The sequence below is a fragment of the Nitrosophilus sp. genome, from assembly GCF_982775275.1.
This window is the reverse complement of sequence record NZ_CEXZHP010000003.1, coordinates 1-26,007: the sequence shown is the minus strand read 5'-3', so window position 1 is coordinate 26,007 and position 26,007 is coordinate 1. Positions and strand designations below refer to the sequence as shown.

Genomic DNA, 26,007 nt, shown 5'->3' with positions numbered 1-26,007 from the left:
CAAGCGCACGGAAGTAAAGCAGTTTACTTCCTAAAGCTTCGCTTTGCGCTTGCTCTCTTGACAAACGTTTTTGAAAATGGTATTTTCCTTTTTAAAAAATCTGGGGGAGTTTTTGCAAAAGATTTTAACTTTTGGCAGATATTATAAAAAATTATTAAATACAAAAGTAAAAAAGATACCTCTTGGGATTTCGGGTTTTACTTGTCCAAACATCGACGGAAGAGTCGCTAAAGGTGGATGCACTTTTTGCGAAAACGAATCTTTTAGTCCAAACCTCCCAAAAAACAGCAAAAAATTTTTTTTAAATCCCGACTCAAAAAACAATCCTATACTTCATAAACAGTTAAAAGAGATAGAATTTCAATATAACGCAACTAAAAACAGATATAAAAAATTGGGATATAAAAAATTTTTAGCCTATTTTCAAGCTTTTACTAACACATACGCACCTATTGATACATTAAAAGCTTTATATGAAAAAGCTCTAAGTTTAGAAGACTCCATCGGTCTAAGCATTGGCACAAGAAGCGATAGCGTAAACGAAGATGTTTTGAAATATTTAAAAGAGCTAAATAAAAATCATGAGATATGGGTAGAATACGGCATCCAATCCGTATATGACGAAACATTAAAAAAGATAAATAGAGGTCACGATAGTAAAAATATGGAAATCTGGATAAAAAAGACAAAAGAGTATGGATTAAAAGTTTGTGCCCATGTGATATTTGGACTTCCCGGCGAAAATGAAGAAATGATGTTAAAAACCGTGGAAAAAGCGATAGAGTGGGAAGTTGACTCAATTAAGATTCATCCTTTATACGTAGTAAAAAATACGGCTTTAGCCGTTGATTTTTATAAAAAAAGATTTGTTCCCATCTCCAAAGAGCAGTATATTAAAACCCTTATAAAAGCCATAAAAATGTTACCAAAAGATATGGTTGTCCAAAGGATAACCGCCGGAGTTGATGATGAGACACTTTTGGCTCCAAAATGGTGTAAAGATAAAAACCTATTATTAAACCAAATAAGAAAAGAGCTTAAAAAAGAGGGGTTTATATATTAGTCATCTTGCTATTTTTCCTTTTTTGCATCCTATCTTTTGAGGTTTTGCGTGCACCATCAGATCATAAAGAGGTGCAACAGGCGATATTTCTCCCTTTAAATTTATCCTAATTTCGGTTAGATATCCATCTTCACATATAAACTTTACATTTTTTCCGTTTCCAAACTCATCTTCAAATATCTTTCTAATTTTTGCGGTTTGAACTAATTTTCCTCTATTTTTTATAAAAAAATCCTTTACTTTTGAGTTATTAATCTGCGATACAAGCGTAATAGAATCTAAAAAATAGCTCTGTATATCCTTACCATAGCAAGTTCCATGTTTTATCCACTCATGCTTATGTAAAGAAGATAAATATCCTGGCATATACATAGCGACCATAATAGCAAGTTTTGGAGGGAGTTTTACGTTTAATTTTTCCCATTTGCCTTTTTTATCCAAAATCTTTTCTCTTTGAGAAACTTTGCAATAAACTTTTTTTGGCCAAAGGCCGTGAAGAGTAAAATTTTCTCGCCAAAAAGGATAATCCCTTTTGCATGCCTTAAAATCTTTCACTTTGCACACTGACGGAAACCACTCAATTGCCAGTTTATATTCTCCAGCAACCAATAAAAGAGAAAAAAAAGTCAATAAAATCAGCTTTTTCATATTAGCCTTTTATCAAGTATTTTAAAAATTAAATTTTGCTCAATTTATAATCTTTAAAAGGATTCAATCGTTTTTATTTGGAACGGGATAGTTTCCATCAAAACATCCCATACAGTAACTAAGATCGTTGCCTACGCTTCTTAAAAGCCCGTCAATTGTTAAATATGCCAAAGAGTCGGCTCCAATATACTCTCTTATTTTTTCTATCTCCATACTTGATGCTATTAGCTCATCTTTACTTGGAGTATCTACGCCGTAAAAACAGGGTCCTGTAGTGGGAGGGGAACTTATTCTCATATGCACCTCTTTAGCACCTGCCTCTTTTAAAATATTTACTATCTTTTTACTTGTAGTTCCTCTAACGATACTATCATCGATAACCACCAATCTTTTTCCTTTTATAAGCTCTTTGATTGGATTTAATTTCATCTTTACTTTAAGATCTCTTATCTCTTGTGTAGGTTCTATAAAAGTTCTTCCAACATAATGATTTCTTATGATTCCAAGTTCAAAAGGTATTTTGCTCTCTTCAGAATATCCAATAGCCGCGGCAAGTCCGCTATCTGGAACCGGAACCACCATATCAGCATCTACTGGAAACTCTCTTGCAAGCTCTCTTCCCATGGCTTTTCTAGCTTTATATACACTTTTTCCAAAAATGTAACTATCTGGTCTTGCAAAATAGATAAACTCAAAAATACATTTATGGGGCGTGGGCTCAAATACCTGTATGCTTTTTGGCTCTTTATCTTTTTCAAAAACAACCATTTCTCCGGGTTTAATATCTCTTATATATTTTGCCCCTATCAAATCAAAAGCGCAGGTTTCGCTGGCAACTACGTATCCATCGCCAAGTTTAGCTAAAGATAAAGGCCTAAAGCCGTGAGGATCTCTTATAGCAAACATCTTTTTCCTGCTTAAAAATATCATAGAATAAGCGCCTTCTATCTGCTTTACAGAATCTATTATCCTATCATATAGATGCTCTTTGTTGCTTTTGGCAATAAGATGTATAAGATTTTCCGTATCCATAAAAGTTTGGAAAATCGCCCCCTCTTTTATTAGATTTTTTCTAACCTCTTTTGAGTTTGTTAAATTTCCGTTATGAACCACGGCTATTTGACCAAGATCGTATCTTGCAAATATAGGCTGAGCATCCAAAATCGACTCTTCACCCGCGGTTGAGTATCTTGTATGACCAACGGCGCTATCGCCTATAAGGTTTTGAAGCTTTTTTTCGTCAAAAACCTGAGTTACAAGTCCTCTACCTTTGGTTAGATAGATCCTCTCCCCGTCACTTGTGGCAATACCAGCGGCCTCCTGTCCTCTGTGTTGGAGGGAAAAAAGTCCATAATATGCGTATTTTGCGGCATTAGGTATATTAAAAACGCCGATAACGGAACATTTTTCGTTTAATGAAAACAACTTTTCTTCCTTTTTGTTTGTTTAATAGTTAAAATTCATACATTCAACAAAAACTAAATTCCAAGACAATCATAAATAGTATAAAATCCGGCTTCTTGAGATATTATCCATTTAGCCGCTTTTATAGCGCCTTTGGCAAAAGTATCTCTACTTGTAGCGGTATGATTTAGTTCAAGAAATTCACCGTCATTATAAAAACCTACCGTATGACGTCCTACTATATCTCCTCCTCTTAAAGCAAATACTCCAATTTCGTCTTTGCTTCTTTCTCCTATATTTCCGTCTCTTCCGCTAACTCTAACTTTATTAAGATCCAAACCTCTTGCTTTTGCGGCATATTGGGCTAAAGTCAAAGCGGTTCCGCTTGGAGCGTCTTTTTTATATCTGTGGTGCATCTCAACGATCTCTATATCAAAATCTCTAAGTTTTTTAGAAGCGATCTCTACGAGTCTATTTAAAAGAGCGACTCCCAAAGACATATTGGTTGCATAAAGTATAGGCATCTTTTTTGAAGCCTCTTTAAGCAGATTTAATTGATGTTCATTTAAGCCGGTTGTTCCGCTAACTATAGGCTTTGAAATCTCTAGCGCCTTTTCAATAAGCGCTTCGGTTCCTTGAGGAAGAGTAAAATCGATAACTACATCGCTCTCATTTAACAAAGTATCTATATCGTTTGTTATAACTGCACCTTCAACATCTATATCTATCCCTTCTAAAACATGAACACAAGAAACTTTTGCCTCTTTATCCTTTTGCAAATTTTTAATCAAAAGTCTTCCTACTCTACCGCTTCCACCATAAATCCCAATATTTAACATGGTCTTAACTCTCCTATTTTTTCAATATAGTCTATTGCGTTAATTGCAGCCGTGGCCCCATCGCCTGCTGCGCAAACTACCTGTTTTGAGGCAAACTCTCTTATATCTCCTGCTGCAAAAAGTCCCGGAATATCCGTTCTCATTCTAAGATCAACTTTTACTTCTCCCCAATGATTTACGCTACATAAAAAAGAGCCATCTTTTTGTTTTAAAACTTCATTGTTAACATTCATTCCTACAAAAACAAAAACCCCAGGAACCTTTAAATCAAACTCTTTATCCTTTTGGATTATAATCAACCCTTCAAGCCCCATTTCGTTGCCGTAAGCCTTTTTTATAGTAGCGTTTAAAATAAGCTCTATATTTGGACTTTTTTTAACTCTCTCTACAGTTGCCGGAGCGGCTTTGAAACTCTCTCTTCTATGGATAAGATAAACTTTTTTGCAGATATTGGAAAGATAGATAGCCTCTTCAAGTGCAGTATCTCCACCACCTAAAACCGCTACCTCTTTATCTTTGTAAAAAAAGCCATCACAAGTAGCGCAAGTGCTAACTCCTTTGCCAAAAAACTCATCTTCACCTTCAAAACCGGCTTTTTTGGGAGTACTTCCCGTGGCTATTATCACAGCTTTTGCTTGGATTTTTTCGTTATCGGCAAGTTCTAGTAAAAAGATACCGTTACACTCTCTTGTTACTCTTTTTACCTCTTTCATCTCATGCTTTAATCCAAATTTCATACACTGTTTAGGCCAGCATTCCATCAGCTCCATACCGCTTACTACTTCGCATACTCCAGGATAATTCTCTATTTCGCTCGATTGTGTTATTTGGCCTCCCGGCATCCCTTTTTCAAACATTACAACATTTTTCAAACCGCCTCTTGTAGCATAAAGCCCCGCGGTTAAACCGGCTGGTCCTCCCCCAATGATTGCCAAATCAAGCATTTTATTCCTTTGATAATTTTTGTTTAGCGGTTAAAACGGTTAAGTTTTTTAGTAGTTAATATTATTAAAATCGTTGAGTGGTTTAGCGCTACCGAATAACTAAACCACTCAACGATTTTAATTTCAATGCGGGCAAAGCCCGCATCCGTTAGCTAAGAAGAGCGTCAAGTTTTTGCTTGAACACATCTTTGCTTGCAGCACCTACCATCTGATCTACAAGCTGTCCATCTTTGAAAAACAAAATAGTAGGTATAGATCTAATACCGTATCTTATGGCGATATCTTGCTCTTCATCGGTATTTACTTTACAGATTTTTGCCTTTCCTTCGTATTCTTCGGCCAACTCGTCAATAATCGGCGCTATCATTCTACAAGGCCCACACCAAGGCGCCCAAAAATCTACTAAAACTACGCCCTCTTTAACCGTTTCATCAAAATTTGACGCGTTTAACTCGATATATTTTCCCATATTCTTCTCCTTTAAATAAAAAATAGTTTTTCAAAGAGCAAAGCAGATTTTCTGCTAAAAAAAGATACTCTTAAATGTTTACGAGTGTAAACAGCTTTATTATACAAATTTAAATCTTTAAATATTATTAGGATATAAAATATCTGATTTTAAAAAGTGATATTTTCTATTAGCTCTATTTCGTCATTTTTTATTATTATAGCGTCTATTTGATAATCGCCAAAAAAGGAGTTTTTCATAAGAAAATAGTTAGCCGTTTTTATGATTTTTCTTAGTTTATCAAAAGTGATATTATAAACCGGGGCAAAATTTTTACCGCTTTTTACTTCGATAAAATGTAAAACTTCTTCTTTAAAAGCGATTATATCTATTTCACCAAATTTTGAATAAAAATTTCTCTCAACAATTTTAAAATTTTGTTTTTTTAAAAACTCAACCGCCAAATCCTCGGCCAATTTCCCCAATTTTTTGCTCATCTATTCTACTTTGACTTTTATGGATTTAAATCTAGCTGTTTTGACAAATTCATCGGCCTCGTCTCCAAAAAGATAGTTTATATGGCTTTTTGCGTGATGAAAAGAGACATACAGAGTGCCTCTTTTTAAACTTTTTGTAAACCTTATCTTTAAAGGTTTGCTTTTTCCATATTTTGATACCAATATAACTTTATCTTTTCCTTCAAAATAGGCTCTATCCCTCTCGCTAACAAATAAAATATCCTCTTTATGTCTTTTGTAAAGGCTGGCACACTCTTTTGTTTGAACGGCGTTGTTATAATGAGTGATAATTCTACCGGTAGTTAGATAAAAATGTATATCTTTTTTATTTATGAGCTCTTTTAACATTCCTCTTAATTTATAAGAGTTATATCTAAAATAACCGTATCCATCTTTTGTTCTAAACTCTTTTGTATGCAAAATCTCGGTATCTTTTTCTTCAAAAACCGGCCACTGAAGTCCTCTTAATGGATCTTTTTTTAATTTTTCATAACTTGCTCCGCTAAATCTATCCTTTGCTACTTTTGTAACCTCTTCCCAAACATCTTTTGAACTTTTATAACCAAAATCAAACCCGAGTCTTTTTGAGATCTCGTTTAGCACTTCCCAATCATCGGGAAGATCGCATTTTATCAGTGGGGTTGATAGATGTAGTCTTCTTTCTGCGTTTATATATACTCCGGTCTTTTCATATCCGCTTTTAACACCAAAAACAATATGTGCATATTTTGTTATTTCGTTTAAAAAAAGCTCGTTAACTACTAAAAAATCCAGCTTTTTTAAAGCTTTATGAATTTTATTTTGGTTTGGATGTATGTGGGCTATATCTTCTCCCATATTAAAAATGGCCTTTATTTTCCCCTGTAAAACAGCATCTATGATATCGGGAGTCATTAAACCTATCTTTTTTGGACTCTTATAGTCTGGCAGATAGTATGGAAGCATCCCCATATCACACGTGCCCTGAACATTGTTTTGTCCACGAAGGGGCATAAGCCCAGCTCCCCTTTTGCCTATATTTCCAGTTAATAACGCAAGATTTGCGATAGCCATAACGGCACTACTTCCGTCAATATGCTCAGTAACTCCCAACCCCCATAAAATCAAACTTTTTTTATGGGATAGATCGTATGCGATCTGTTCAATCTTTTTTGGCAAATCCTCATATCCTCTTATATGAGAAAAAAGCTCGGCCTCAGCCGTATCGTCTTTTAATATTAAATTTTTGTATTCGGTGAAATTTTTGGTTCTTTTTTCGATAAATTCTTTATCTTCCCATCCATTTTTTAAAATGGTTTTAGCTATCATATTTAAAACTAAAAGATTTGTTTCATAAGGAATAGATAGATGATTGTTGGCAAATTTTGACAAAGTTATCTCTCTTACATCAATTACTGACAATTTTACGCCGCTCTTTAGGGCTTGTAGTATCCTGTTTGCGACAATTGGATGGGCTTCGGTGGTATTTGATCCTATTACTAAAATGTTTTGGGTTTTGAAAATATCGTCAAATGGATTTGACGCAGCACCCTCCCCTATAGTAGCTCTTAATCCCCTTAAACTTGGAGAGTGACAAACTCTTGCACAATTATCTACATTGAAAGATCCGATAACCTCTCTTGCAAATTTTTGGAAAAAATATCCGCTCTCACAGCTTGTCCTAGCGCCTCCAATAGCCGCAAAGGAGTCTGGCTCTATATCTTTTAATTTCATAGCCACTATATCGTAGGCTTTTTCATAAGGAATTTTAAAAAAATCCTCATTATAAGCCGATAGATAATTTTTATAATTTTCAAAAATTTTAGGATTTTTTTCTAAAAACTCTTTACTTATTAAAGCATCTTTTATTCTATTTGGACTATATAGATATTCATATCCAAGTTTACCCTTTATACAAAGCTTACCCCTGCTAACGACTCCCTCATCTTTTGCAAAAATTTCTATGATTTGTCCATCTTCAATTTTCGCGCTTATATCACATCCAACACCGCAATATGTGCAAACTGAGTCTATTATTTGCTGTGACACGACGATTTCCTACATATAAATTTTTTAAATATTAACCAATTGAAGATGACAAATCGTTAAAAGTTATAATTAATTTTATTCTATTCTCATCATAAAAGGTTTTTCATTTACAAAATCAAAATTTTCAAGCTCTTTTAAAGCCTTTTGAATATCCTTTTCCAAACAAAAATGGGTTGATAAAAGAAGGTTTGCAAAGGATTTATGTTTTGGCTTTTGAAGCATGGACTCTATAGATATAAAGTTTTCTCCAAATAGTTTTGCTATCTTTGCTAAAACTCCCGGTCTATCCTCTACCAATATCCTAAGATAATATTTTGATTTGATCTCATCTTTATTCAATAGCTCCATTCCACTCTCAAGAGGCTTTTTAAATCCAAGCATTGGAGAGCATTTTCCTCCCCTTGCGATATCTATAATATTTGAAACAACGGCACTTGCGGTTGCGTCACCGCCGGCTCCCGGACCATAATATAATGTTTCTCCCACAAAGTCGCCAATAACGCTAACTCCGTTCATAACTCCATCAACTTTTGCTATCATCTCATCTTTTGAGATTAATACAGGATGCACTCTTAACTCTACTTTATTGTCATTTTTCTTAGCTATCGCCAAAAGCTTGATGGTATATCCAAACTCTTTTGCAAATGAAAAATCCAAACTGTTTATTTTAGTAATTCCCTCTATTAATATATCTTCTGGTTTTGCGTCTATCCCGTAAGCTATACTTGCCAAAATAAGAAGCTTATGGGCCGCATCAAACCCTTCAACGTCAAAAGTGGGATCAGCTTCTGCGTATCCAAGTTCTTGAGCCTCTTTTAAAACATCTTTAAAGTCAGCTCCCTCTTTTGCCATTTTCGTCAAAATATAGTTACATGTTCCGTTCATAATCCCTTTTATGGCTTCTATATGGTTTGCGCTCAATCCCTCTTTTAAAGCTTTTATTATAGGTATTCCCCCAGCAACGCTCGCTTCAAACTCAAAGGGAAGATCATCGGCCAATTTTTGTAGCTCATATCTATGATAGGCTAAAAGTGCTTTATTTGCGGTCACTACGGCTTTTTTGTTTTGCAAAGCCCTTTTAACCACCTCATAAGCCTCATCTATCCCGCCCATTAGCTCTACAACTATATCGATATCGGGATCGTCCGTTATTTCATAGGGATTATCCGTTAGAGGAATGTCAACTTCTCTTTTTTTTGAAAGATCTCTTACGGCTCCTTTTACTACAACTATATTTTTGCCGCTTCTTGCATTTATTATATCTTTATTTTTTTGCAAAATTTTTACAACGCTCTCTCCAACGGTTCCAACTCCTACAATTCCTACTTTTACCATATCATCCCTTTTAAGATTTATTATCTTTTAAAAATTTTTTTATATTTCTTGCGGCTTGGCGAATTCTTTTTTCATTTTCTATTAATGCTATTCTCACCCATCCTTCGCCATACTCTCCAAATCCCACACCGGGACTTACGGCAACTTTCGCGTCTGTTAAGAGTTTTTTGCTAAATTCCAAACTTCCAATATTTTCAAATTTTTTGGGAATTTTAGCCCATACAAACATCGTAGCTTTTGGTTTTGCTATCTCCCAGCCGGCTTTATTGAAACTTTCAACTAAAACGTCTCTTCTTTTTTCATATTTTAGTCTAATCTTTTCTACCTCATCCTCATGATAATCTAACGCTACGGTAGCGGCAATCTGAATAGGGGTAAACATCCCATAATCTATCCAGCTTTTAATCTTTTGTAAAGCACCTACAAGCCTTTTGTTTCCTACCATAAAACCAACTCTCCATCCAGCCATATTGTAGCTTTTAGAGAGTGTAAAACTCTCTACGGCCACATCTTTTGCGCCCTCTATCTCCAATATGGAAGGAGTTTTATATCCATCATAGGTTAAATCAGCATACGCAATATCGCTAATAATATAAAATCTCTCTTTTTTGGCAATTTTTACTAGCTCTTTGTAAAACTCTTTTGTAACCGTTGCCGTAGATGGATTGTGAGGAAAGTTTACTACCAAAAATTTTGGTTTAGGAAAAGCGTCATTTAAAGCGTGATGAAGATTTTTAAAAAACTTCTCCTCATCAACCTCAAAAAACTCATCAAAATCGAGCTTAAAATTGTGAACGCTTCCTCCGGCCAAAATAAAAGCGTAAGAGTGTATAGGATATGTAGGTCCCGGAACTATAGCTACGTCTCCCGGATTTGTCACGGCGTGAACTAAATGCACATACCCCTCTTTGCTTCCCATAGTGGCTACCGCCTCGGTTTCAGGATCAAGAGCCACAGAATATCTTCTTTCATACCAGTTGCAAATGGCAAGTCTTAGTTTATATATTCCTTTACTTGCGCTATATCCATGATTTTTTGGTTTTTTAGCCGCTTCTATGAGTTTATCGATGATTGGTTTTGGCGCCGGACCGTCAGGGTTTCCCATGCTAAAATCTATAATATCCTCTCCCGCTCTTCTTGCGGCCATTTTGATCTCATTAACAGCGGCAAAAACATATTTAGGAAGTCTCTCTATTTTATTAAATCTTATCTCGTCAAACATCTTTTCCCTTTATAGATTATAAAAATCACTCAAGCGTCACCCTAAGTCCATATTTTAAGTTACTTAGGGTATATAAGTCTGAAATTTTAATATAATATGCGTTTTGGGGCAAATAAAAAACAATCCAATCGGTTTTTTCATCTTTTTTATAAACCTTTAAAATATTTAAATTTTTATCAAATATGGTGATTTTGGGATACCATCTATTTCCTCCAAAACTTGCTATGGATATCTTTTTACCTACACTTACATTTAGCCAATATTCGCTCATCGGCCTTTTTAATCTAATTTTTTCCTTCAATATAAGTTTTTTTGCGTTTATATAAGCATTGTCTATATTTATAAAATATTCCCACTCCGTATCGCTTACTCTTTTTATCTCTATTATTTCACAACCGTTTTGTTGCAAAAATTTTGCAAAAAGCTCAGGGTCTAAGGTATATTCGGAAACAAAATCTATTTTCCATTCAAAAATCTCATCATAATCGACACTTTTTGTAAAAAAAAGAGAATATCCCATATTTCTTAAATTATCTTCTACGATTTTCATAAAAAAGAGAGGATTTGAGTTTGTTTTAAAGGTAATGATATTTTTTTTGGGGGTATCGAAAAAAAGATTTAAAAGTCCGTTTTCTTTTAAATTTTTTATAACTTTTAATATATCTATTTTATTTGGAGTTACATAATAATCTTGAGAGTTTTGAAAAATTTTTTTTATTAGTTTATAATGTCTTTGATAGGTCTGCTCACTTACCAAACTTTTTACAGACTCTTCCAATTTATCGCCGTAAAGATTTATTATGATAAAAAACAGAAGTAACAATCTTACCAATTTTTACCCCTGTTGTATTTTAAAAAGGTCTCTTTATCAATTTTTTCCAACTCTTTTGCTCTATAAAGAAATCTAAGTTTTCCTTTTTGGGTATAGTTTGTCACGTTGCCGTCTATTTCAATATCGATATTTCCATGTCCAGTTACTATTAGCTGATCTCTTGAAGTATTTAATTCTATAGGATTTGAAGTTATAAAGCTTTTTTTAGAGTAATCATCAAGATAAACAATACCTACCCAAACCTTTTGTTTTGGAACTATCGTTATCATTGGATTTATTTGTTCAACTTGAGCTTTTAAATCCTCTTTTTCTAAAGTGATATTTTCATCATTTTTTTCTACATTACTCTCTTTTGTTATGTTATTCTCTTTTTTAACGATTTTGCTCTCTTTTGCGACTAAATCTTTGGTTAAATTTTGCTCTTTTTTTTCAAAAAACTGCTCTTTTTTCTCTTTTTTTATCTCTTTTGTCTCTTTTTTGGAAAAATCCATAAAATAAATAATCAAAAACAAACCAAATATGACAATAGCTAAAATTGGTAAAATTTTGCTCTCTTTTTTCTTTTTGATATTTAGATTTTTTATAGATTCATCTTCTATTTTTTCATCTTTAGAGGTTATTAAACTCTTTTTTGCAAAATATTCGTCAATATCCTTTTTCAAATCGCTCAAATCATAATCAAACTCTCTTTCCAATATTTTGACAAAACCGAGGGCTTTTAATCTGTCAAATTTAGAAAAATCCTTTTCAAGTAAAGCTTTTATATATTTTCTGGCAATATAGGTTTTATGATATATCTCTTCTATATCTTTTTCTTTGAGTTTCTCAAAATCGCTCATTATCTCATCCTGTCACAAAGTATAGCCGCCGCTGCGCTAACGTTTAGAGAATCAAAATCTCTTTCCATAACTATTTTAACTCTTTTGTCGCACTTTTTTTCAAGTTTTGCGGGTATTCCCTCTCCCTCGCTTCCTAAAATCAATACCCTTTTTTTACCAAATCTACTCTCTCTTACATCTTCTCCATTCAAGGTAGCGACACTTATCTCAAAACCGCAAATTTTTAATTCATTTACAAGATCATAAACATTAAAATATTTTATCAATGGAAGATCAAGCGCTGCACCACTGCTGGTTCTTATGATACTTTCGATTTTTATATTTTTTACTCCGCAAAATACCAATGCATCCGCTCCAAGGGCGTAAGCCGTTCTAACGATCGAGCCCATATTTCCTACATCGGTTATCGAATACAAAACTACGATAAAATCTTTATCTTTCACATCCTTTAAATCGTAAAATTCAAAATCTTCTATCTCTATCAAAAAGCCTTGATGGTTTCCACCCCGAGCCAAACTTTGGGCTTTTTTATTGTCGATATTTAATATTTTTACTCCAAGTTTGCTAACTCTTTTAAAAAGTTTTTCATCTATTTTTTTTGAGAAAAAAAACCTTTTAATAATATCTGGATGTCTATCTAAAATATATAAAAAAATCTGCTTACCGTATACTATCATAAGCTGATTTTATCTTTTTATTACTTATTGAAAGGTTAAAAGAAGATTGGAGATTAGATATTGGAAATTTAAAACTAGGCAATGGAAAATAAAAATTAGGCTATAAGCATGAAATATTGCTTTTAGATAACTTCCTAAAACTTCGAAGTCCGACTTCGAAGTTAACTAATAGCGTAAATTCCTTTATAAAGTCGGAATATATAAAAGTTCGAAGTCGGACTTCGAAGTTGATTAACTATCTTCAATTAACTCTTCATACCACTCTTTTGCACTTTTGGGAGTGATCTTTGATAGGAGTTTGGCCTTTTGCTTCTTTGGGATATCTAGTTTTAAAATATCATCAACTAAAGATGGATTATATTCTGGCTTTTTTTGAGAAGAAACTACTACTACCCATTCGCCTTTTATATTTTCTTTTTTTAAGATTTGCACTAAATTTTGGGCTGTATCTTTATAAAATTTTTGGTATTTTTTGGTTAGCTCTTTTGCTAAAAATAGTTTTTTGTTTGGTTCTTTTTTTGAGATCTCTTCCAATAATTTTAATATTCTATGGGGAGCTTCATACAAAATCGATATATGTTTATTATTTAAAATCTCATTTAAACTCTCTTCTCTTTCTTTTCCTTTGTGAGGTAAAAATCCATAAAAAGTAAATTTTCCCTCTTCAAAACCGCTTGCAACAAACGCCGTAATTGCCGCACTTGGTCCTGGCAATACTTCATATTTGATAGAGTTTTTTTGGCAATATTTAACTAAAGAGGCTCCAGGATCGCTGATGCCCGGCATACCCGCATCGCTTACATAGACTACAACTTTATCAAAAAAAGAGGGAGTTATGGAGTTTAAAAATTCATATTGATTATGTTCATGAAAAGAGATAAATTTGGAAGATTTGATAGTTATCGAAAACTTTTCTTTTAATAGATTTAATAGTTTTTTAGTAACTCTTGTATCTTCGCACAAAAAAATATCGGCGTTTTCAAGGGCTTTAAGAGCCCTTATGGTTATATCTTCTAAGTTTCCGATGGGAGTTGGCAGAAGTATTAGCAAACTATTTTATGCCGAACTTCTTCTTAAATTTCTCAACGCGGCCGGTGGTATCTACTATCTTTTCACTGCCGGTAAAGAAAGGGTGGCATTTGTTGCATATATCTATTTTTAATTGGGGCTTATTTGACATTACAACAAAATGGTTACCGCATGCACATGTAACTTCACATTCTACATATTCTGGATGAATTCCCTTTTTCATTTTATATCCTTAATTTTTATTAGATTTCTTATTTAATTATTTAGGAAGCGAATTTTATCTTAATTTTTTTTTTATTTCAATAAAAAAAGACAATTAATTTGAAATTTCACAGCAGACCCTATAATAGAGCCTGCTGCTACATAGGGGGAGGGGAATAAGCATTATAACAAAAAAATATTTTTATTTCAATTTAATATCTATTTTTAAGCAGAAACTTTTGAAACAAGATCATAAACTGGTCCAAAAAGTGCCAACATTATAACTGCCATAAATAATCCAAGTACTATTATTACTATAGGTTCGATAAATTTTGCGACATTTTGAGCCATAAAATCGACTTTTTCATAATAAAAATCTGAAATATATTTTAGCTGAGACTCAAGCTCTCCGCTCTCTTCACCCATAGCTATCATTCTAATGGTAAAAGGAGTATAAAGGTTGCTTTCTTTTAAGGCATCAGAAATTCTACTACCTTTTGCTATTTTATCAATTGCATCTTTTATATGTTTTTTAAAAACTTCGTTTTTAATATTTTCTTGCAAAGTTTTTAAGGCATCAAATATTGGAAGACCAGAAGCTACCGATAATCTTAAATATTCTGAAAAAAAAGCTATATTAAAATATTGGATAAATTTTGAAAGAATGGGAACTTTTAATAAAAATTGGCTAAATTTATATCTAAATTTGTAGCTTTTTGATAAAAGCAGTTTAAAAATAAAAATCATTAAAAATATAATCGCCGCAACCAATAAAATATATTCTTGCATAAAATTGGAAAAAGAGATTACTGCTTTAGTTATCCAAGGAAGCTCTATATTCATCTCCTTGAAAGTTTCTATAATTTTTGGCAATACATACAATATCCATACTAACATCGCACCAAAAATAGCTAAAAATGCAAAACTTGGATAAATTAAAGCTTGTTTTGCCTTTTTTTTAATATTTTCTATTCTTTTTAAAAATTCTGAACCTTTTTTAAGAGTGTCTTGTAATTCTCCGGTTGCCTCACCTATTTTTATAAGATTTACAATGGTTGGAGTAAAAATTTTCTCATATTTGCTTACCGCCAATGATAGAGAGGATCCTTCCTTAACTTCCATAGAAATTTTATTTAATATCTCTTTTAAATCCTTATTTTGAGTCTCTTTTGCGATATCTTCCATTCCGGATTGTATAGGCATTCCAGATTTAATAACTAAATGCAAATTTTCTAATACCTCAATAATTTCCTCTTTTTTAATTCTTTTTTTTAAAAAAAATTTAGCAAAAAAAGATAGATAACTTGGTAATTGAAAAATATTTATAGGAATAGAATGCTCATATTCGATTTTTTTAAAAATATCTTCTATGTTTTCTGCGTAAACTATCTCTTTAATTTTTTTTCCGCTAGAATCAATTTTTTCAACTATATAAATCATTAGCCAACAACCCGCTTTAACTCTTCAAGAGAAGTTATTCCTTTTAATATTTTTATCAATGCATCGGTTCTTAATGATCTCATTCCCTTTTTTCTTGCCAAATTTTCAATTTCCAAAGAACTTTTACCAGAAATTATCATCTCTTTAATATCTTTGTCTACCTCCAAAAATTCAGCAATCGAAACTCTACCGCTATATCCTGTAAATCTACAATGTTCGCATCCGACTTTTTCAAATATCTTTAAAGTTTCATCAAATTTTTCTAACTCTTTTTCGCTAAAATTGTATTTTTTTAATTCATCTTTTTTTATTTCTATCTCTCTTTTACAAAAATTACATAATCTCCTAACAAGTCTTTGAGATATAACCAGTAAAAGACCTTCAGAAATCATATATGATTTTAAGCCTAAATCTTCAAGTCTCGAAATGGTGCTAACAGCATCATTCGTATGCAATGTAGATAAAACAAGATGGCCAGTAATTGATGCTCTAACGGCAAGCTCCGCAGTTTCTTCATCTCTTATTTCACCAACGAGCATGACATCTGGATCTTGACGCATAAAAGTTTTTATTGCAGTTGCAAATGTATAACCTGCTTTTACATTTACTTGAGACTGTTTAATAAATGTAAATCTATATTCAATAGGATCTTCAACCGTTAAAACATTTTTTTCTAATGAATTAATCTTTCTAAGAGCCGAATAAAGCGTTGTTGTTTTCCCGCTACCCGTAGGCCCTGTTACCAAAATTATGCCAAAAGGTTTAGAAAAATAGTATTCTATTTTTTTTATATAATCTTCTTCAAAACCCAAATTAAATATATTAAATAATGAGGCGTTTTTTGTTAAAAGTCTAAGTACTATATTTTCGCCATGATTTGTAGGAAGCGTCGAAACCCTAACATCATAATCGGTTTCTAAAAAGCTAAATGAAAAACTTCCATCTTGAGGAATTCTCTGTTCAGCAATATTTAAAGAAGATAATATTTTTATCCTAGAAACTATTGCGGGATGAAACTCTTTAGGAACCGCATAATAATGGTTTAAAACTCCATCAATACGATAAAATACATGGGTAGTATACTCTTCTGGAGTTATATGTATATCGGTAGCTTTATCTTTTACGCCGTTTTGTAAAATAAGATCTACAAAAGCAACTATATCTATCTCTTCGCCGGATGCAGCTTTTTTTATAATATCTTCTATTCTTTTTTCAATCGGATTTTCAAGCTGATAATAAAATAGTTGTGCATATTTAGCGATTTTATTTTTATCGCTAATTACAAATTTTATCTGTTTTTTTGTGGTTTTTGAAAGAAAATCCAATATATTTAAATCATTTGGATTTTCAACAGCTACGACTAAAACGGCATTTTCTTTTAATTGGAGAGGCAAAATAGGAGATGAAATAGCAAAATCTTTAGGAACAAGTCTTAAAGCTTCTTCATCGGGAACAACAGTATCCAAATCAATATAATCTAGCCTCGATTGAATTGCGATAGCTCTTGCTATCTCGTCAGAAGTTACGAAATCAAGTTCTTGTAAAATCTCGCCAAGTAACTTTGGATGCGCTTTTTGCACATCCAAAGCAACCTTTATCTGTTCTTCGTTTATATAGCCAAGCTCTTCTAATAACCTACCGATTGGTTTATTTATCATATTTTTCCAATTTGTTAAAATGCAAACCAATAAATATCTGCATAAGCATTTGAGTTTTGAGTATAATCTACATTTGATTGTATATCGCCAGAATTATACTTTCCGTCATCATACTGTCTATCTAAGGTTTCAATCGCATCTGTCGGGATATTTTGTACATATATATAATTTCCGCTAACACCGCTTCCATTTATAATATTTGCATATCTAAAAAGATATCTTCCTCCAAAAGGGGATCTTTTTGGAACAAGATTTTCATCATGCAAACTAGAATCTCCTCCGATAAAACCTGCTCCTATCAACTCTTGCCATGCACAAATTGACTCATTGTGATTTACCCAGTATTGGAAAAGGCCATCACCGTTTCCACCTGTACAATCAGTTGCTCCTAAATCACTCGTTCTATCATTTGGATCATCACCTGGATAAAAACCAAATTTATCTTGATAAGCATATACCGCCGCAACTATACCGTTTACATCGTTTTTGACTCTTTTTAATTTTGCGTTGTCAATCATAGCTTTGCCCTTGAGCACAGCACCTAATATAAGCCCTATAATTACTAGCACAATTGCCAACTCAACCAATGTAAATCCGCGTCTTTTCATATTACCTCCTTAAAATAAAGTTAATCATAAAAACCTATTCCAAAATTTGATATCTCAACATATTGAGTTGAACCCCATGTTCCTTCGGTAAAGCCAATTTTTACCTCTTTTAAATCTTTGGACAACTCAAAGCAATGTGATATCGTAGATTCTTTTTCTTCATAATCTTTTGTTAAATCATCACAATTTTCGCAATCAACCCAAACTTCCATTTTAGCAAATTTTCCGTTTTTTTTTTGATCTTCACAATTATTGTCAGAATAATTGGTATGTATTTCAACCCTTACACTATGTGTTACCCCATCTTCTAACCATGTGACATTAGACGTGTGATAACATCCTTTGCCGCTACTACATGGTGGATTTAATTTAGTTCCGTGATAATTGTTTCCCTGTTTTTCACTAATTAAAATTGCTGTATGATTATATGGAAAAGGATCATTTTGCCCCCAAATACTTGGATAATTATCAAACTCAACCGCTATACTGTCTCCGGGTAGTCTATTATACCCCATATCACTTCCAGCACCCCCACATACATCGGTATCGTTTTTACCTGTCATCAAAGCAAACGTAAAACCATCCGCATATCTTCTACTATCCCTTGAAGTATCAATTAAAGCGAATTTAAAATTAAAAAATGCTCTCATAGTTTTATTTGCCAATATTTTATTTTCAGGATACCAAAAGCATCCATATCCTTTACTCCCATACACCCCTCCACCTAATAAAAGAGTGTTATCTTGAGTATCGGTTTGTATAGCGTTTGGATCACCTTCAGCTTCATTAAATTCAGACAAATCTTCCGCAAAACTTATTTGGGCACCATTTGGACCGTTACTAGAATTATTACTGGATGTTTGCGGATTTATCGTTATTACAAAAGATTTTGAAGTTACATTGTCATTATTTCCGTTTTGATCATTGTCGTCTCTAACATAGATTTTGATATTATACGTTCCTTGAGATGTTGGTGAGCCAAAAATAGAAAAATTATCACTTTGCTCCCATAAGGATTCGTCATCATTTAAACAATCGTTAGATTTGTATGATGGAGTAGAAGACAGCCCTAAAGGCAAATCTCCTTCATAACACCATTTATACTTTCCACCGCTACTAAAAGGAATGCCTCCACTAGCATAAATAGTCGCATTATAATCATTATTTACGTAACCGTAAGGTAATTCGTTATTTACAATATTTATTTGGGAACCTTTACATCCTGCCTTTACCCTTAAATCGTTTAATGTTACCCATTCTACAATATCATCGTACTCTTCTACCCTATTTATATCTGTAGAATTATCATCTACTTTTATACTTGGTTCGTATATTTTTATCTCATTTGGATTGACGGAAGTATCTATTGATGTTTGTATATTATAATTAGCCCCTCCGCTAAAAATAATAAAAGCAATATCATTAACCTTTTGCGTAATAGTGGAACAAGTATTATCTTTACATCTTTTTAAAATAATATTCGTTGTTTTTCTTTCGCATATAGAGTTGTTATTTAAAAGATTACTATCAGCTATATATCCAAAATCTTTTCCCCAACTATCTTTTATAGTTTTTACAACATTTTTAAACTCACTATTTGAAGGCAACCTATCATAAGAAGTAGCGTAACTAACAACAGCTTCAACATTTGCTTTGAGATTGTCTTTTGTTTCTATTATTTTACTTCTTTTCACTAGTAACGAAAATATTCCCATTCCTCCTCCAAGCAGGAGTCCAACTATTACAAGAACGATAGCAAGCTCAATTAATGTAAATGCTTTTCTCATTTAATCGCCTCTAATTGGTTAATTCTTTTTTTTATTAACTTAACAATTTTATTATCGGGAAAATCTAATATTTTTTTATAATATTTTAAAGCCTCTTTATATTTCCTTAAAAAATCCAAGCTTCTAGCGTAAGCGTATATAAAATATGGATTGTTATTATTTTTTTTATACGCCTCTTCATAAAAATCAAAAGCGATCTTAGTATTATTTTCTTTTTCAAATATATATCCCAATAATAGCTCTAAAAAACCGTCTTCAGAAAAATTTAAATTTTTTAATAAAATATCTTTGGCTATATCAATTCTTTTTTCCTCTATTACACCAATACAAAAAGCATATATTAACGGCTCTTTTTTTTCTATCAATTTAATAAAGTTGCTAAATTCATAATATTTTTTAGTTTTACCCATTAAATAAGAGATATTGATGATTACCGAATCACTATGTTTGCCAATTCTATATATCTTTAAATACTCGTTTAAACTCTTTTCATATTTATTCTCATTAAAATATCTATCCGCCTCCGATAAAATAAACGTGATTTCGTTTCGAGTAAATTTTTTTCTTCTAGTTTTAACTTCTTTAGACTCTTTTGCCAATTTTATACGGTTTAAAAATCTGCTTCTTTTCATTTTTACTATAAAGGCATCACTATAACCTAAATTTTTAATATATTTTAAATTTTTTTTTATTTCATAAAAATTTGAATTTATGTCATATCTTACTACATAATATTTTCCTATTTTTATGATAAAGCTTTTTTTAAAAATATCTTTTGGAAGTCTATTTGCAAACCTCTTTGTAGAAGATAAATTAACAGCAGTATACAATTGAATAGTATAGACATTTTTAATATTTAAAATATCTTTTTGTTCTTTTATGTCTATTTCTTCACTTGCAAAAATAGTACAAAAAAAAATTAAAAAAATTAAAAAATTTTTAATCATTCTTGACTACTTTCAGCTTTAAAAGAATTACCAACTCTTTTTTTGTTTTAATATTGTCCTGTTTTATAAAAAATTTACCGAAAATCGGCAAGTTTGAAAATCCTGGCACTTCTTCGGTAGTTTTTATATCCATATCGCTAATTAATCCGCCAATAATTATCAAATCCCCATCTTTTGCCTTTACAACGGTTCCAGCCTCCTTTATATTTAGTTTTGGAGCTTTAGCCACTACTTCACCGTTATCTTCAAAAGTTATTATTTCTTCTATATAAGTGGATACTGGGACAATATTTAATAAAATTGTCCCATCATCTTTCACGATAGGAGTAACTCCCATGGATATGCCTTCTAAAACGTCTCTTCTAGTATATGTTATTTCAGGAACTACGGAAGTGGTAGATCCAGATGATACCGCGGTATATTCAACCTCTTTTTCCCAAAAAGGAACGATGTCTCCAGAGAGTATCAAAGCACTCTGCCCGCTTAAAACTCTAATTCTAGGATTTGATAGCGTTTGAACATCTCCAGAGGTTTTTAATGCTTGTAAAAGCAAATTTAAATTTTCCCCGGTAAATTTTATACTACCAGCAATGGCACCGCTTAAACCTAATGTTTGAGCAAATTCCAAAGTTCCTTCATTCGCAAAGTTGTTAAATACATAATTCCAATCTATCCCGAGCTGACGCCCTTTATTTAAAATAACTTCTAAAATCTTAGCCTCTATTAAAACCCCTTTGCTTGATTGATTTAATATAGTTTTTATTAATTTTTCTATTCTATCTACATTTTCTTTCCGATCATGTACTATTAAAGTTCCAGTAAATTTATTTAAAGTGTATTTTCCGTTTTCAGATATCAAAGCTTTTATATTTTCTTCAATCTGAGCATAAAAATCGTTTGATTCTTTTGGATTTTCGTAATCCAACGAAAAATCTCCACTTAAATTTTGGTTGTTTGATGAACCTCCCGAGCTTCCACCTCCACTTGAACTATTTGATCCTAAAACATCTCCTCCCAATTTCGAGGTAAAAGATGAGTTTGTATGAATATAAGGTAATTTGAATATTTTAGTAATATTTAGCTTGATATATAAAATATTTCCTTTTACCTCATAATAGCATCCCGAAAGCTCCATAACAGTTTCTAAAGCTTTTTTTAGCGGTGCTTTTGTTAAGGTTATCGTGATTGGTCTATTTACATCTATTTCCTTATCTATAACTAAATTTAATCCTGCAGCTTCCGCAATAGAATATAAAAGCTTAGCTAAAGGAGCATCAACAGCAGAAAATGTAAAATATCGGTTTTCAAAAGGAGAGGGCCTTTTATATGGAGATGGTAACACTATAGGCGGCGGAGACGTATTAGTTTTCGATTTTTCTTTATTAAAATCGAGTCTAAATCTTTCCTGCATCGTTTTAGGTTTATTTATTTCCTCTGTTTTTACCGCACAGCCCCAAAATAAGACTATTAATAAAAAATATATTACCGTTTTAATATATTTATCCATTTTACACCTTCATCTGTTTTTATTTTTACTCTTTTGTTTCTAATATCCAATATGGTTATGCCATCTATTTTATCTCCGATTTTAACAAGTTTATTATTTAAATAAGCTCTTTTTTTACCATTACCTATAACCGTGTATTTCAAAATAAAGTTGCCGCTACTTTTATACTTTTCTTCATTTTCATTAATAGGTTTAAAAATTTTTTTTGCCAAATTTACATTGTTACTATCAAACTTTTTTAATATTTCATAATTATTTAAATTATTGCTTAATATAACATATCTTCTTGCTATATTTTCTTTTATTTGAACATGTAAAGGTGCTTCTTTTTCATAAAAAAAATACTTTTTTGCCTCTTCTTTAATTTCATAACTAAAAAAATATATCAAACCGAAAATAAAAAAAGGTGTCAAAAGTAATAATATCTGTTTAAAATCAATATATATTTTCACCTATTCCCCTTTAAAAGGAATAATAAAATCTAAATCGCTTTTTATATTTCCATTTTGGTATTTTAAAGTTTTATGTATGACAATAACGTTATCTATTCTATTTTTTTCAAAAAAATTTGCATATTTAATCGAATCGCTTACATTTTTTATTTTAGAATCCAAATTTAGATTTAATATTATTTTGTTATTCATTTTTTTATAATTTTTAATCTTTAATCCGTATCTATTCTTATATTTATCAAAAAGGCTTATAATCTCTTTTTCTCCATTTTGCAAAGATAAGGTTTTTATTTTATTATCTTGAATAAAAATAGATAATTTTTTATTAATATTTGAAACGTTTTTTATTTTTTTTATTAATAAATTATATTTTGAAATTTCTTTATCTAGCGCTTTATCCTTTTCCTCTAAAATTTGAAAAATAATGAATAATATCGAAATAGTTAAACCAAAAAATATTGAAAAAATCGCTTTTTGAATCATTTCTTACTCTTTTTTCTATTTAATACTAAAATGGCTTTGAACTCTAAATTTTCAAAATCTAATGTACTCTTATTAACGATTTTATCCCTTTTTTTCATTTTATCCAAAATTTTTTCAAACTCTTTTTTTATTCTCATTAATCGGTTCAACGAATCAAATCTTTTAAAAAAAGTAACTTTAATAGTTGTTTCATCCGATTCAACTTTAATTGGTATTAATACTCTAATGAGGGGCTCTAAAACGGCAAGGTCTGATAAAATCTCTTTTTGAAAGGAGTTATTTAAATTCTCAATATATTCGTTATAATATTCTAAATCCTTTAAATCTAAAATTTTTAAATTTTTTTCTAAAATAAAAATCCTCTCTTTTTTCTCTTTTATTAACTCCTCTTTTTTTAAGATATCAAAATATTTAGATAAATCTATATAAAGATAAAAAATTATTGGAAAAATAAAAATAATAAAAAGGGCATTACTAATGATATTAAACTGTTTCTCTTTTTTTATTTCAATTGGCTCAAAATTGTATTTTTTCTCTAGATAAGCCAATCCTAAAAGTATGAAATGATTTAAAAATTGCTCATTATTTAAATCGTTTGTAAAATTTAAAGGGACAGAAATTTTCGTATCTATTCCCGATAAATTATAAAAAATTTGTTCATTATTATAAATATCACCGGATATATATAGATTTTTAAAATCTATTCCTCTATTTTGCTGTTTAATAAATAAAACCGTTCTAGATATATCTGAAGCGATAATTTCGGACTTTAAAAGAGGATTTTCGATAAAAAGATTACTTTCTCTAAAAAAAATCATCTTTTTTTCAAAACATGCAATATAAATAATTCGATTATTTTCAATATGTGTTGCAATAAAGGCATCTTCAATACCTAATTTCATATAATGAGATTGTAATGAATGATAATCGGTGGTAATTAGTTCAATATTTTTTTTATTTTGGAAAAAAACTATATTTTTATCAATATCCTTTTTCTTTATAGCTTCAACAAAATAGATATTTTGATTTTGTATTTCATTTTTTTCTTTTAATGAAAAATTAAATATAAACTCTTCTTTTAAATCTTTTTTTAAATTAAATTCAATAATCTTTTCAATCGTATTTTTGTTTTTTATATTACTATTGATAGAAATCTCTTTTTTTATAATTTCGCTCGGCAAAAAAGATATAAAAAAATTTTTTCTTTTTTTTATTTCATTTAAAAAAAGCTCCTTATCTTCATACTCTTTTATTTCATATACTTTAAAAATATTCTTTTTAATTGAAACGTCTGCTAGTATGAAAGAATTTTCTTTAATTCTTACTAAGCTTTTTTTCACATGACCTCTTTAATATAATATTTTTGCCGAAACAGATATTGCCGCACTTTCGCTTTTTAAAATCATATCTGTATCAAAACCTTTTGTTTTTAAATTTTGAAACATTTTATTTTCCCTAACCGAAAATCCACCCTCAGGCCCAATAAGGGCTCTTTTAATATTATCGGCACAATTTAATTTTTCTTTATGAAAATTTATAATTATTATATTATCATACCTAAGTAAAATTTCATTTAAATCTTTTAAAACCTCAAGCTCCATTAATCTGCTTCTACCGCACTGTTGACAAGAATTTATCAATATTTTATTTAATTTTTCAAATTTTAATCTAAAATTTTTCTGACTTCTATCGCAATATACGAAGGTTATTTTTGAAACTCCTATTTCATTTAACGTAGGCAACGTTTTTTCTATGGTTTTAGGGTCTATAACGCACCATATTAGATGAAAATATCTTTTTGGCAAAACCTCTTTTTTCTCTTTGCTTACAAGAGACAAAAAAGCCTTTTTTCTTGTTACATCCTCGATTTTATAATAATATAAAAAATCGTCTTTTAAATTTCTAAATGGAACTATATCTCCTTTTTTTTCTCTTCTTACTTTAAAAAGATAGTTATAAACCTCCCCTTCTACTTCTATAAACTCCTTTTTGCACTCTTCAAAATATACAAACTGCATTAGTTTATTATCCTTGCCAATATATAGATAACAACTCCCGCTACCGCCTCGCTTAGATATATCTTTGAAGCATACTCTTTAAACTTTTTTTGAAGATCAAACTCTTTTGATTTAATCACTCTTATCTTTTTATATAAAATTATTTGATGAACCAAAATCGCAACCGCCAAAAATATCATTAAAAATATCTCTAAATTCCATAAAGTAAACTTAGTTACCGCCATTACCGTTATACCAGTAAATGCAGTCATTCCAAAGATAATGTTTTGAATTAATAGTAAATTTTTAAATTTTTTTGAAAACTTTATAAAATTATCCTCTTTTTTGATAAGAAAAAAGTAAAGTTGTGATAAAATCAAAAAAATAGCGACAAACATATGTATATGAATAGACATTTGAACCATCTGTTCCAAGAGCGCTCCTTTTTTATTGTAGGTAGAAGGTTGAAGGCTGAAGGAAGCCTTTATATAAAATTATATCAAAAGGATCTTTATGAAAGTAACTATTGATGAAGGTTTACAAATAATAGAAAAAATAGACCCTATTAAAAGAGTTGAAACTTTGCCTATTGAAGAGGCAATAAATAGAGTTAGCGCACAAGAGTTTGTTGCAAAATTTGATCTTCCAAGATTTGATAATTCCGCAATGGACGGATATGCTGTGAAACTAAGCGACGCAAATAGATGCGTAAAAGTGATAGATACTATATTAGCCGGCGAAGATAAAGATATAAAATTGGAAAAAAATATTGCCATAAAGATAATGACCGGAGCAAAAATACCAAAAGGTTGCGAAGCCGTAATACCTTTTGAAGATGTAAAAATAAAAGATGATCTTGTGTGTTTACCACAAAAAATAAAAAAAGATGCAAATATAAGAAAAGCCGGAGAAGATGTTAAAAAAGAAGAATATATAGTAAATATAGGCGAAGTTTTAGATTCATACAAAATAGGACTTTTGGCAAGTCAAGGATACTCTTATATAAAAGTTTTTAAAAAAGTAAAAGTGGGGGTTTTTGCTACTGGAAAAGAGTTAAAGATGCATTTTGAAGAGATAAAACCACATCAAATATACAACTCC

General features: G+C 31.1%; 27 protein-coding genes. 2 read left to right on the top strand and 25 right to left on the bottom strand.

Annotated elements, in window-relative coordinates:
- The first annotated feature begins 112 nt into the window (after positions 1 to 112).
- On the top strand, positions 113 to 1,063 hold the full coding sequence (gene mnmL, locus AC30RD_RS00490) for a tRNA modification radical SAM protein MnmL/YtqA (RefSeq protein ID WP_489492160.1): 951 nt from the start codon (positions 113 to 115) through the stop codon (positions 1,061 to 1,063).
- On the opposite strand, the gene AC30RD_RS00485 is transcribed toward mnmL, so the two are convergent.
- From AC30RD_RS00485 to AC30RD_RS00365, 25 genes are all read right to left on the bottom strand, one after another.
- A complete protein-coding gene (locus AC30RD_RS00485; protein ID WP_489492159.1) occupies positions 1,064 to 1,711 on the bottom strand; it encodes a ribonuclease T2 family protein in 648 nt (215 codons plus the stop codon).
- 63 nt (positions 1,712 to 1,774) lie between these two features.
- Positions 1,775 to 3,136 (bottom strand): amidophosphoribosyltransferase, encoded by a 1,362-nt coding sequence (purF, locus tag AC30RD_RS00480; protein ID WP_489492158.1) that lies wholly within the window; start codon positions 3,134 to 3,136, stop codon positions 1,775 to 1,777.
- Between the two features lie 53 nt (positions 3,137 to 3,189).
- A complete protein-coding gene (gene dapB / locus AC30RD_RS00475) occupies positions 3,190 to 3,954 on the bottom strand; it encodes a 4-hydroxy-tetrahydrodipicolinate reductase (RefSeq protein ID WP_489492157.1) in 765 nt (254 codons plus the stop codon).
- Positions 3,948 to 4,898: a thioredoxin-disulfide reductase gene (gene trxB / locus AC30RD_RS00470; protein ID WP_489492155.1), complete on the bottom strand. Its 951-nt coding sequence runs from the start codon at positions 4,896 to 4,898 to the stop codon at positions 3,948 to 3,950. The genes dapB and trxB overlap by 7 nt, the downstream gene beginning before the upstream one ends.
- Positions 4,899 to 5,046: 148 nt before the next feature.
- Positions 5,047 to 5,367, bottom strand: a complete 321-nt coding sequence (gene trxA / locus AC30RD_RS00465) for a thioredoxin (protein WP_489492154.1) — start codon at positions 5,365 to 5,367, stop codon at positions 5,047 to 5,049.
- 149 nt (positions 5,368 to 5,516) lie between these two features.
- Positions 5,517 to 5,843: a YraN family protein gene (locus tag AC30RD_RS00460; RefSeq protein WP_489492153.1), complete on the bottom strand. Its 327-nt coding sequence runs from the start codon at positions 5,841 to 5,843 to the stop codon at positions 5,517 to 5,519.
- Positions 5,844 to 7,892, bottom strand: coding sequence for a molybdopterin oxidoreductase family protein (locus tag AC30RD_RS00455; RefSeq protein WP_489492151.1), 2,049 nt, complete (start codon positions 7,890 to 7,892; stop codon positions 5,844 to 5,846). It abuts the gene before it with no gap.
- A gap of 75 nt (positions 7,893 to 7,967) precedes the next feature.
- Positions 7,968 to 9,227: a homoserine dehydrogenase gene (locus tag AC30RD_RS00450; RefSeq protein WP_489492150.1), complete on the bottom strand. Its 1,260-nt coding sequence runs from the start codon at positions 9,225 to 9,227 to the stop codon at positions 7,968 to 7,970.
- A gap of 10 nt (positions 9,228 to 9,237) precedes the next feature.
- Positions 9,238 to 10,449, bottom strand: a complete 1,212-nt coding sequence (locus tag AC30RD_RS00445) for an LL-diaminopimelate aminotransferase (RefSeq protein WP_489492149.1) — start codon at positions 10,447 to 10,449, stop codon at positions 9,238 to 9,240.
- A gap of 25 nt (positions 10,450 to 10,474) precedes the next feature.
- Entirely contained in the window at positions 10,475 to 11,281 is an 807-nt protein-coding gene (locus AC30RD_RS00440; protein WP_489492147.1) for a hypothetical protein, read from the bottom strand.
- A complete protein-coding gene (locus AC30RD_RS00435; protein WP_489492146.1) occupies positions 11,275 to 12,120 on the bottom strand; it encodes a hypothetical protein in 846 nt (281 codons plus the stop codon). The genes AC30RD_RS00440 and AC30RD_RS00435 overlap by 7 nt, the downstream gene beginning before the upstream one ends.
- Positions 12,120 to 12,797: a 23S rRNA (guanosine(2251)-2'-O)-methyltransferase RlmB gene (gene rlmB, locus AC30RD_RS00430; RefSeq protein WP_489492145.1), complete on the bottom strand. Its 678-nt coding sequence runs from the start codon at positions 12,795 to 12,797 to the stop codon at positions 12,120 to 12,122. The genes AC30RD_RS00435 and rlmB overlap by 1 nt, the downstream gene beginning before the upstream one ends.
- Before the next feature lie 231 nt (positions 12,798 to 13,028).
- Entirely contained in the window at positions 13,029 to 13,847 is an 819-nt protein-coding gene (rsmI, locus tag AC30RD_RS00425; RefSeq protein WP_489492144.1) for a 16S rRNA (cytidine(1402)-2'-O)-methyltransferase, read from the bottom strand.
- A gap of 1 nt (position 13,848) precedes the next feature.
- Complete coding sequence (gene rpmE / locus AC30RD_RS00420; RefSeq protein WP_489492143.1) at positions 13,849 to 14,049, bottom strand: 50S ribosomal protein L31; 201 nt, start codon at positions 14,047 to 14,049, stop codon at positions 13,849 to 13,851.
- 203 nt (positions 14,050 to 14,252) lie between these two features.
- Positions 14,253 to 15,467: a type II secretion system F family protein gene (locus AC30RD_RS00415; RefSeq protein ID WP_489492142.1), complete on the bottom strand. Its 1,215-nt coding sequence runs from the start codon at positions 15,465 to 15,467 to the stop codon at positions 14,253 to 14,255.
- On the bottom strand, positions 15,467 to 17,125 hold the full coding sequence (locus AC30RD_RS00410; protein WP_489492141.1) for a GspE/PulE family protein: 1,659 nt from the start codon (positions 17,123 to 17,125) through the stop codon (positions 15,467 to 15,469). Before AC30RD_RS00410 ends, AC30RD_RS00415 begins: the two co-directional genes overlap by 1 nt.
- Before the next feature lie 14 nt (positions 17,126 to 17,139).
- Positions 17,140 to 17,733 carry a type II secretion system protein gene (locus AC30RD_RS00405; protein WP_489492140.1) on the bottom strand — a complete coding sequence of 198 codons (594 nt, stop codon included), beginning with the start codon at positions 17,731 to 17,733 and terminating at the stop codon, positions 17,140 to 17,142.
- A gap of 20 nt (positions 17,734 to 17,753) precedes the next feature.
- Positions 17,754 to 19,520 (bottom strand): prepilin-type N-terminal cleavage/methylation domain-containing protein, encoded by a 1,767-nt coding sequence (locus AC30RD_RS00400; protein ID WP_489492138.1) that lies wholly within the window; start codon positions 19,518 to 19,520, stop codon positions 17,754 to 17,756.
- Positions 19,517 to 20,467 carry a tetratricopeptide repeat protein gene (locus AC30RD_RS00395; RefSeq protein WP_489492137.1) on the bottom strand — a complete coding sequence of 317 codons (951 nt, stop codon included), beginning with the start codon at positions 20,465 to 20,467 and terminating at the stop codon, positions 19,517 to 19,519. Before AC30RD_RS00395 ends, AC30RD_RS00400 begins: the two co-directional genes overlap by 4 nt.
- Complete coding sequence (locus tag AC30RD_RS00390; RefSeq protein WP_489492136.1) at positions 20,460 to 21,974, bottom strand: type II secretion system protein GspD; 1,515 nt, start codon at positions 21,972 to 21,974, stop codon at positions 20,460 to 20,462. Before AC30RD_RS00390 ends, AC30RD_RS00395 begins: the two co-directional genes overlap by 8 nt.
- Complete coding sequence (locus AC30RD_RS00385; protein WP_489492135.1) at positions 21,950 to 22,426, bottom strand: hypothetical protein; 477 nt, start codon at positions 22,424 to 22,426, stop codon at positions 21,950 to 21,952. Before AC30RD_RS00385 ends, AC30RD_RS00390 begins: the two co-directional genes overlap by 25 nt.
- Positions 22,427 to 22,909 (bottom strand): hypothetical protein, encoded by a 483-nt coding sequence (locus AC30RD_RS00380; protein ID WP_489492134.1) that lies wholly within the window; start codon positions 22,907 to 22,909, stop codon positions 22,427 to 22,429.
- Complete coding sequence (locus AC30RD_RS00375) at positions 22,906 to 24,249, bottom strand: hypothetical protein (protein ID WP_489492133.1); 1,344 nt, start codon at positions 24,247 to 24,249, stop codon at positions 22,906 to 22,908. Before AC30RD_RS00375 ends, AC30RD_RS00380 begins: the two co-directional genes overlap by 4 nt.
- Positions 24,250 to 24,258: 9 nt before the next feature.
- Entirely contained in the window at positions 24,259 to 24,927 is a 669-nt protein-coding gene (locus AC30RD_RS00370) for a 16S rRNA (uracil(1498)-N(3))-methyltransferase (protein WP_489492132.1), read from the bottom strand.
- The gene (locus tag AC30RD_RS00365; protein WP_489492131.1) at positions 24,927 to 25,340 is read right to left on the bottom strand and encodes a hypothetical protein; all 414 of its coding nucleotides are present in this window, start codon (positions 25,338 to 25,340) and stop codon (positions 24,927 to 24,929) included. The genes AC30RD_RS00370 and AC30RD_RS00365 overlap by 1 nt, the downstream gene beginning before the upstream one ends.
- A 79-nt stretch (positions 25,341 to 25,419) precedes the next feature.
- Between AC30RD_RS00365 and AC30RD_RS00360 the strand changes: the two genes are divergently transcribed.
- A partial coding sequence (locus AC30RD_RS00360) for a molybdopterin-binding domain-containing protein (RefSeq protein ID WP_489492130.1) occupies positions 25,420 to 26,007 on the top strand: 588 nt, incomplete at its 3' end.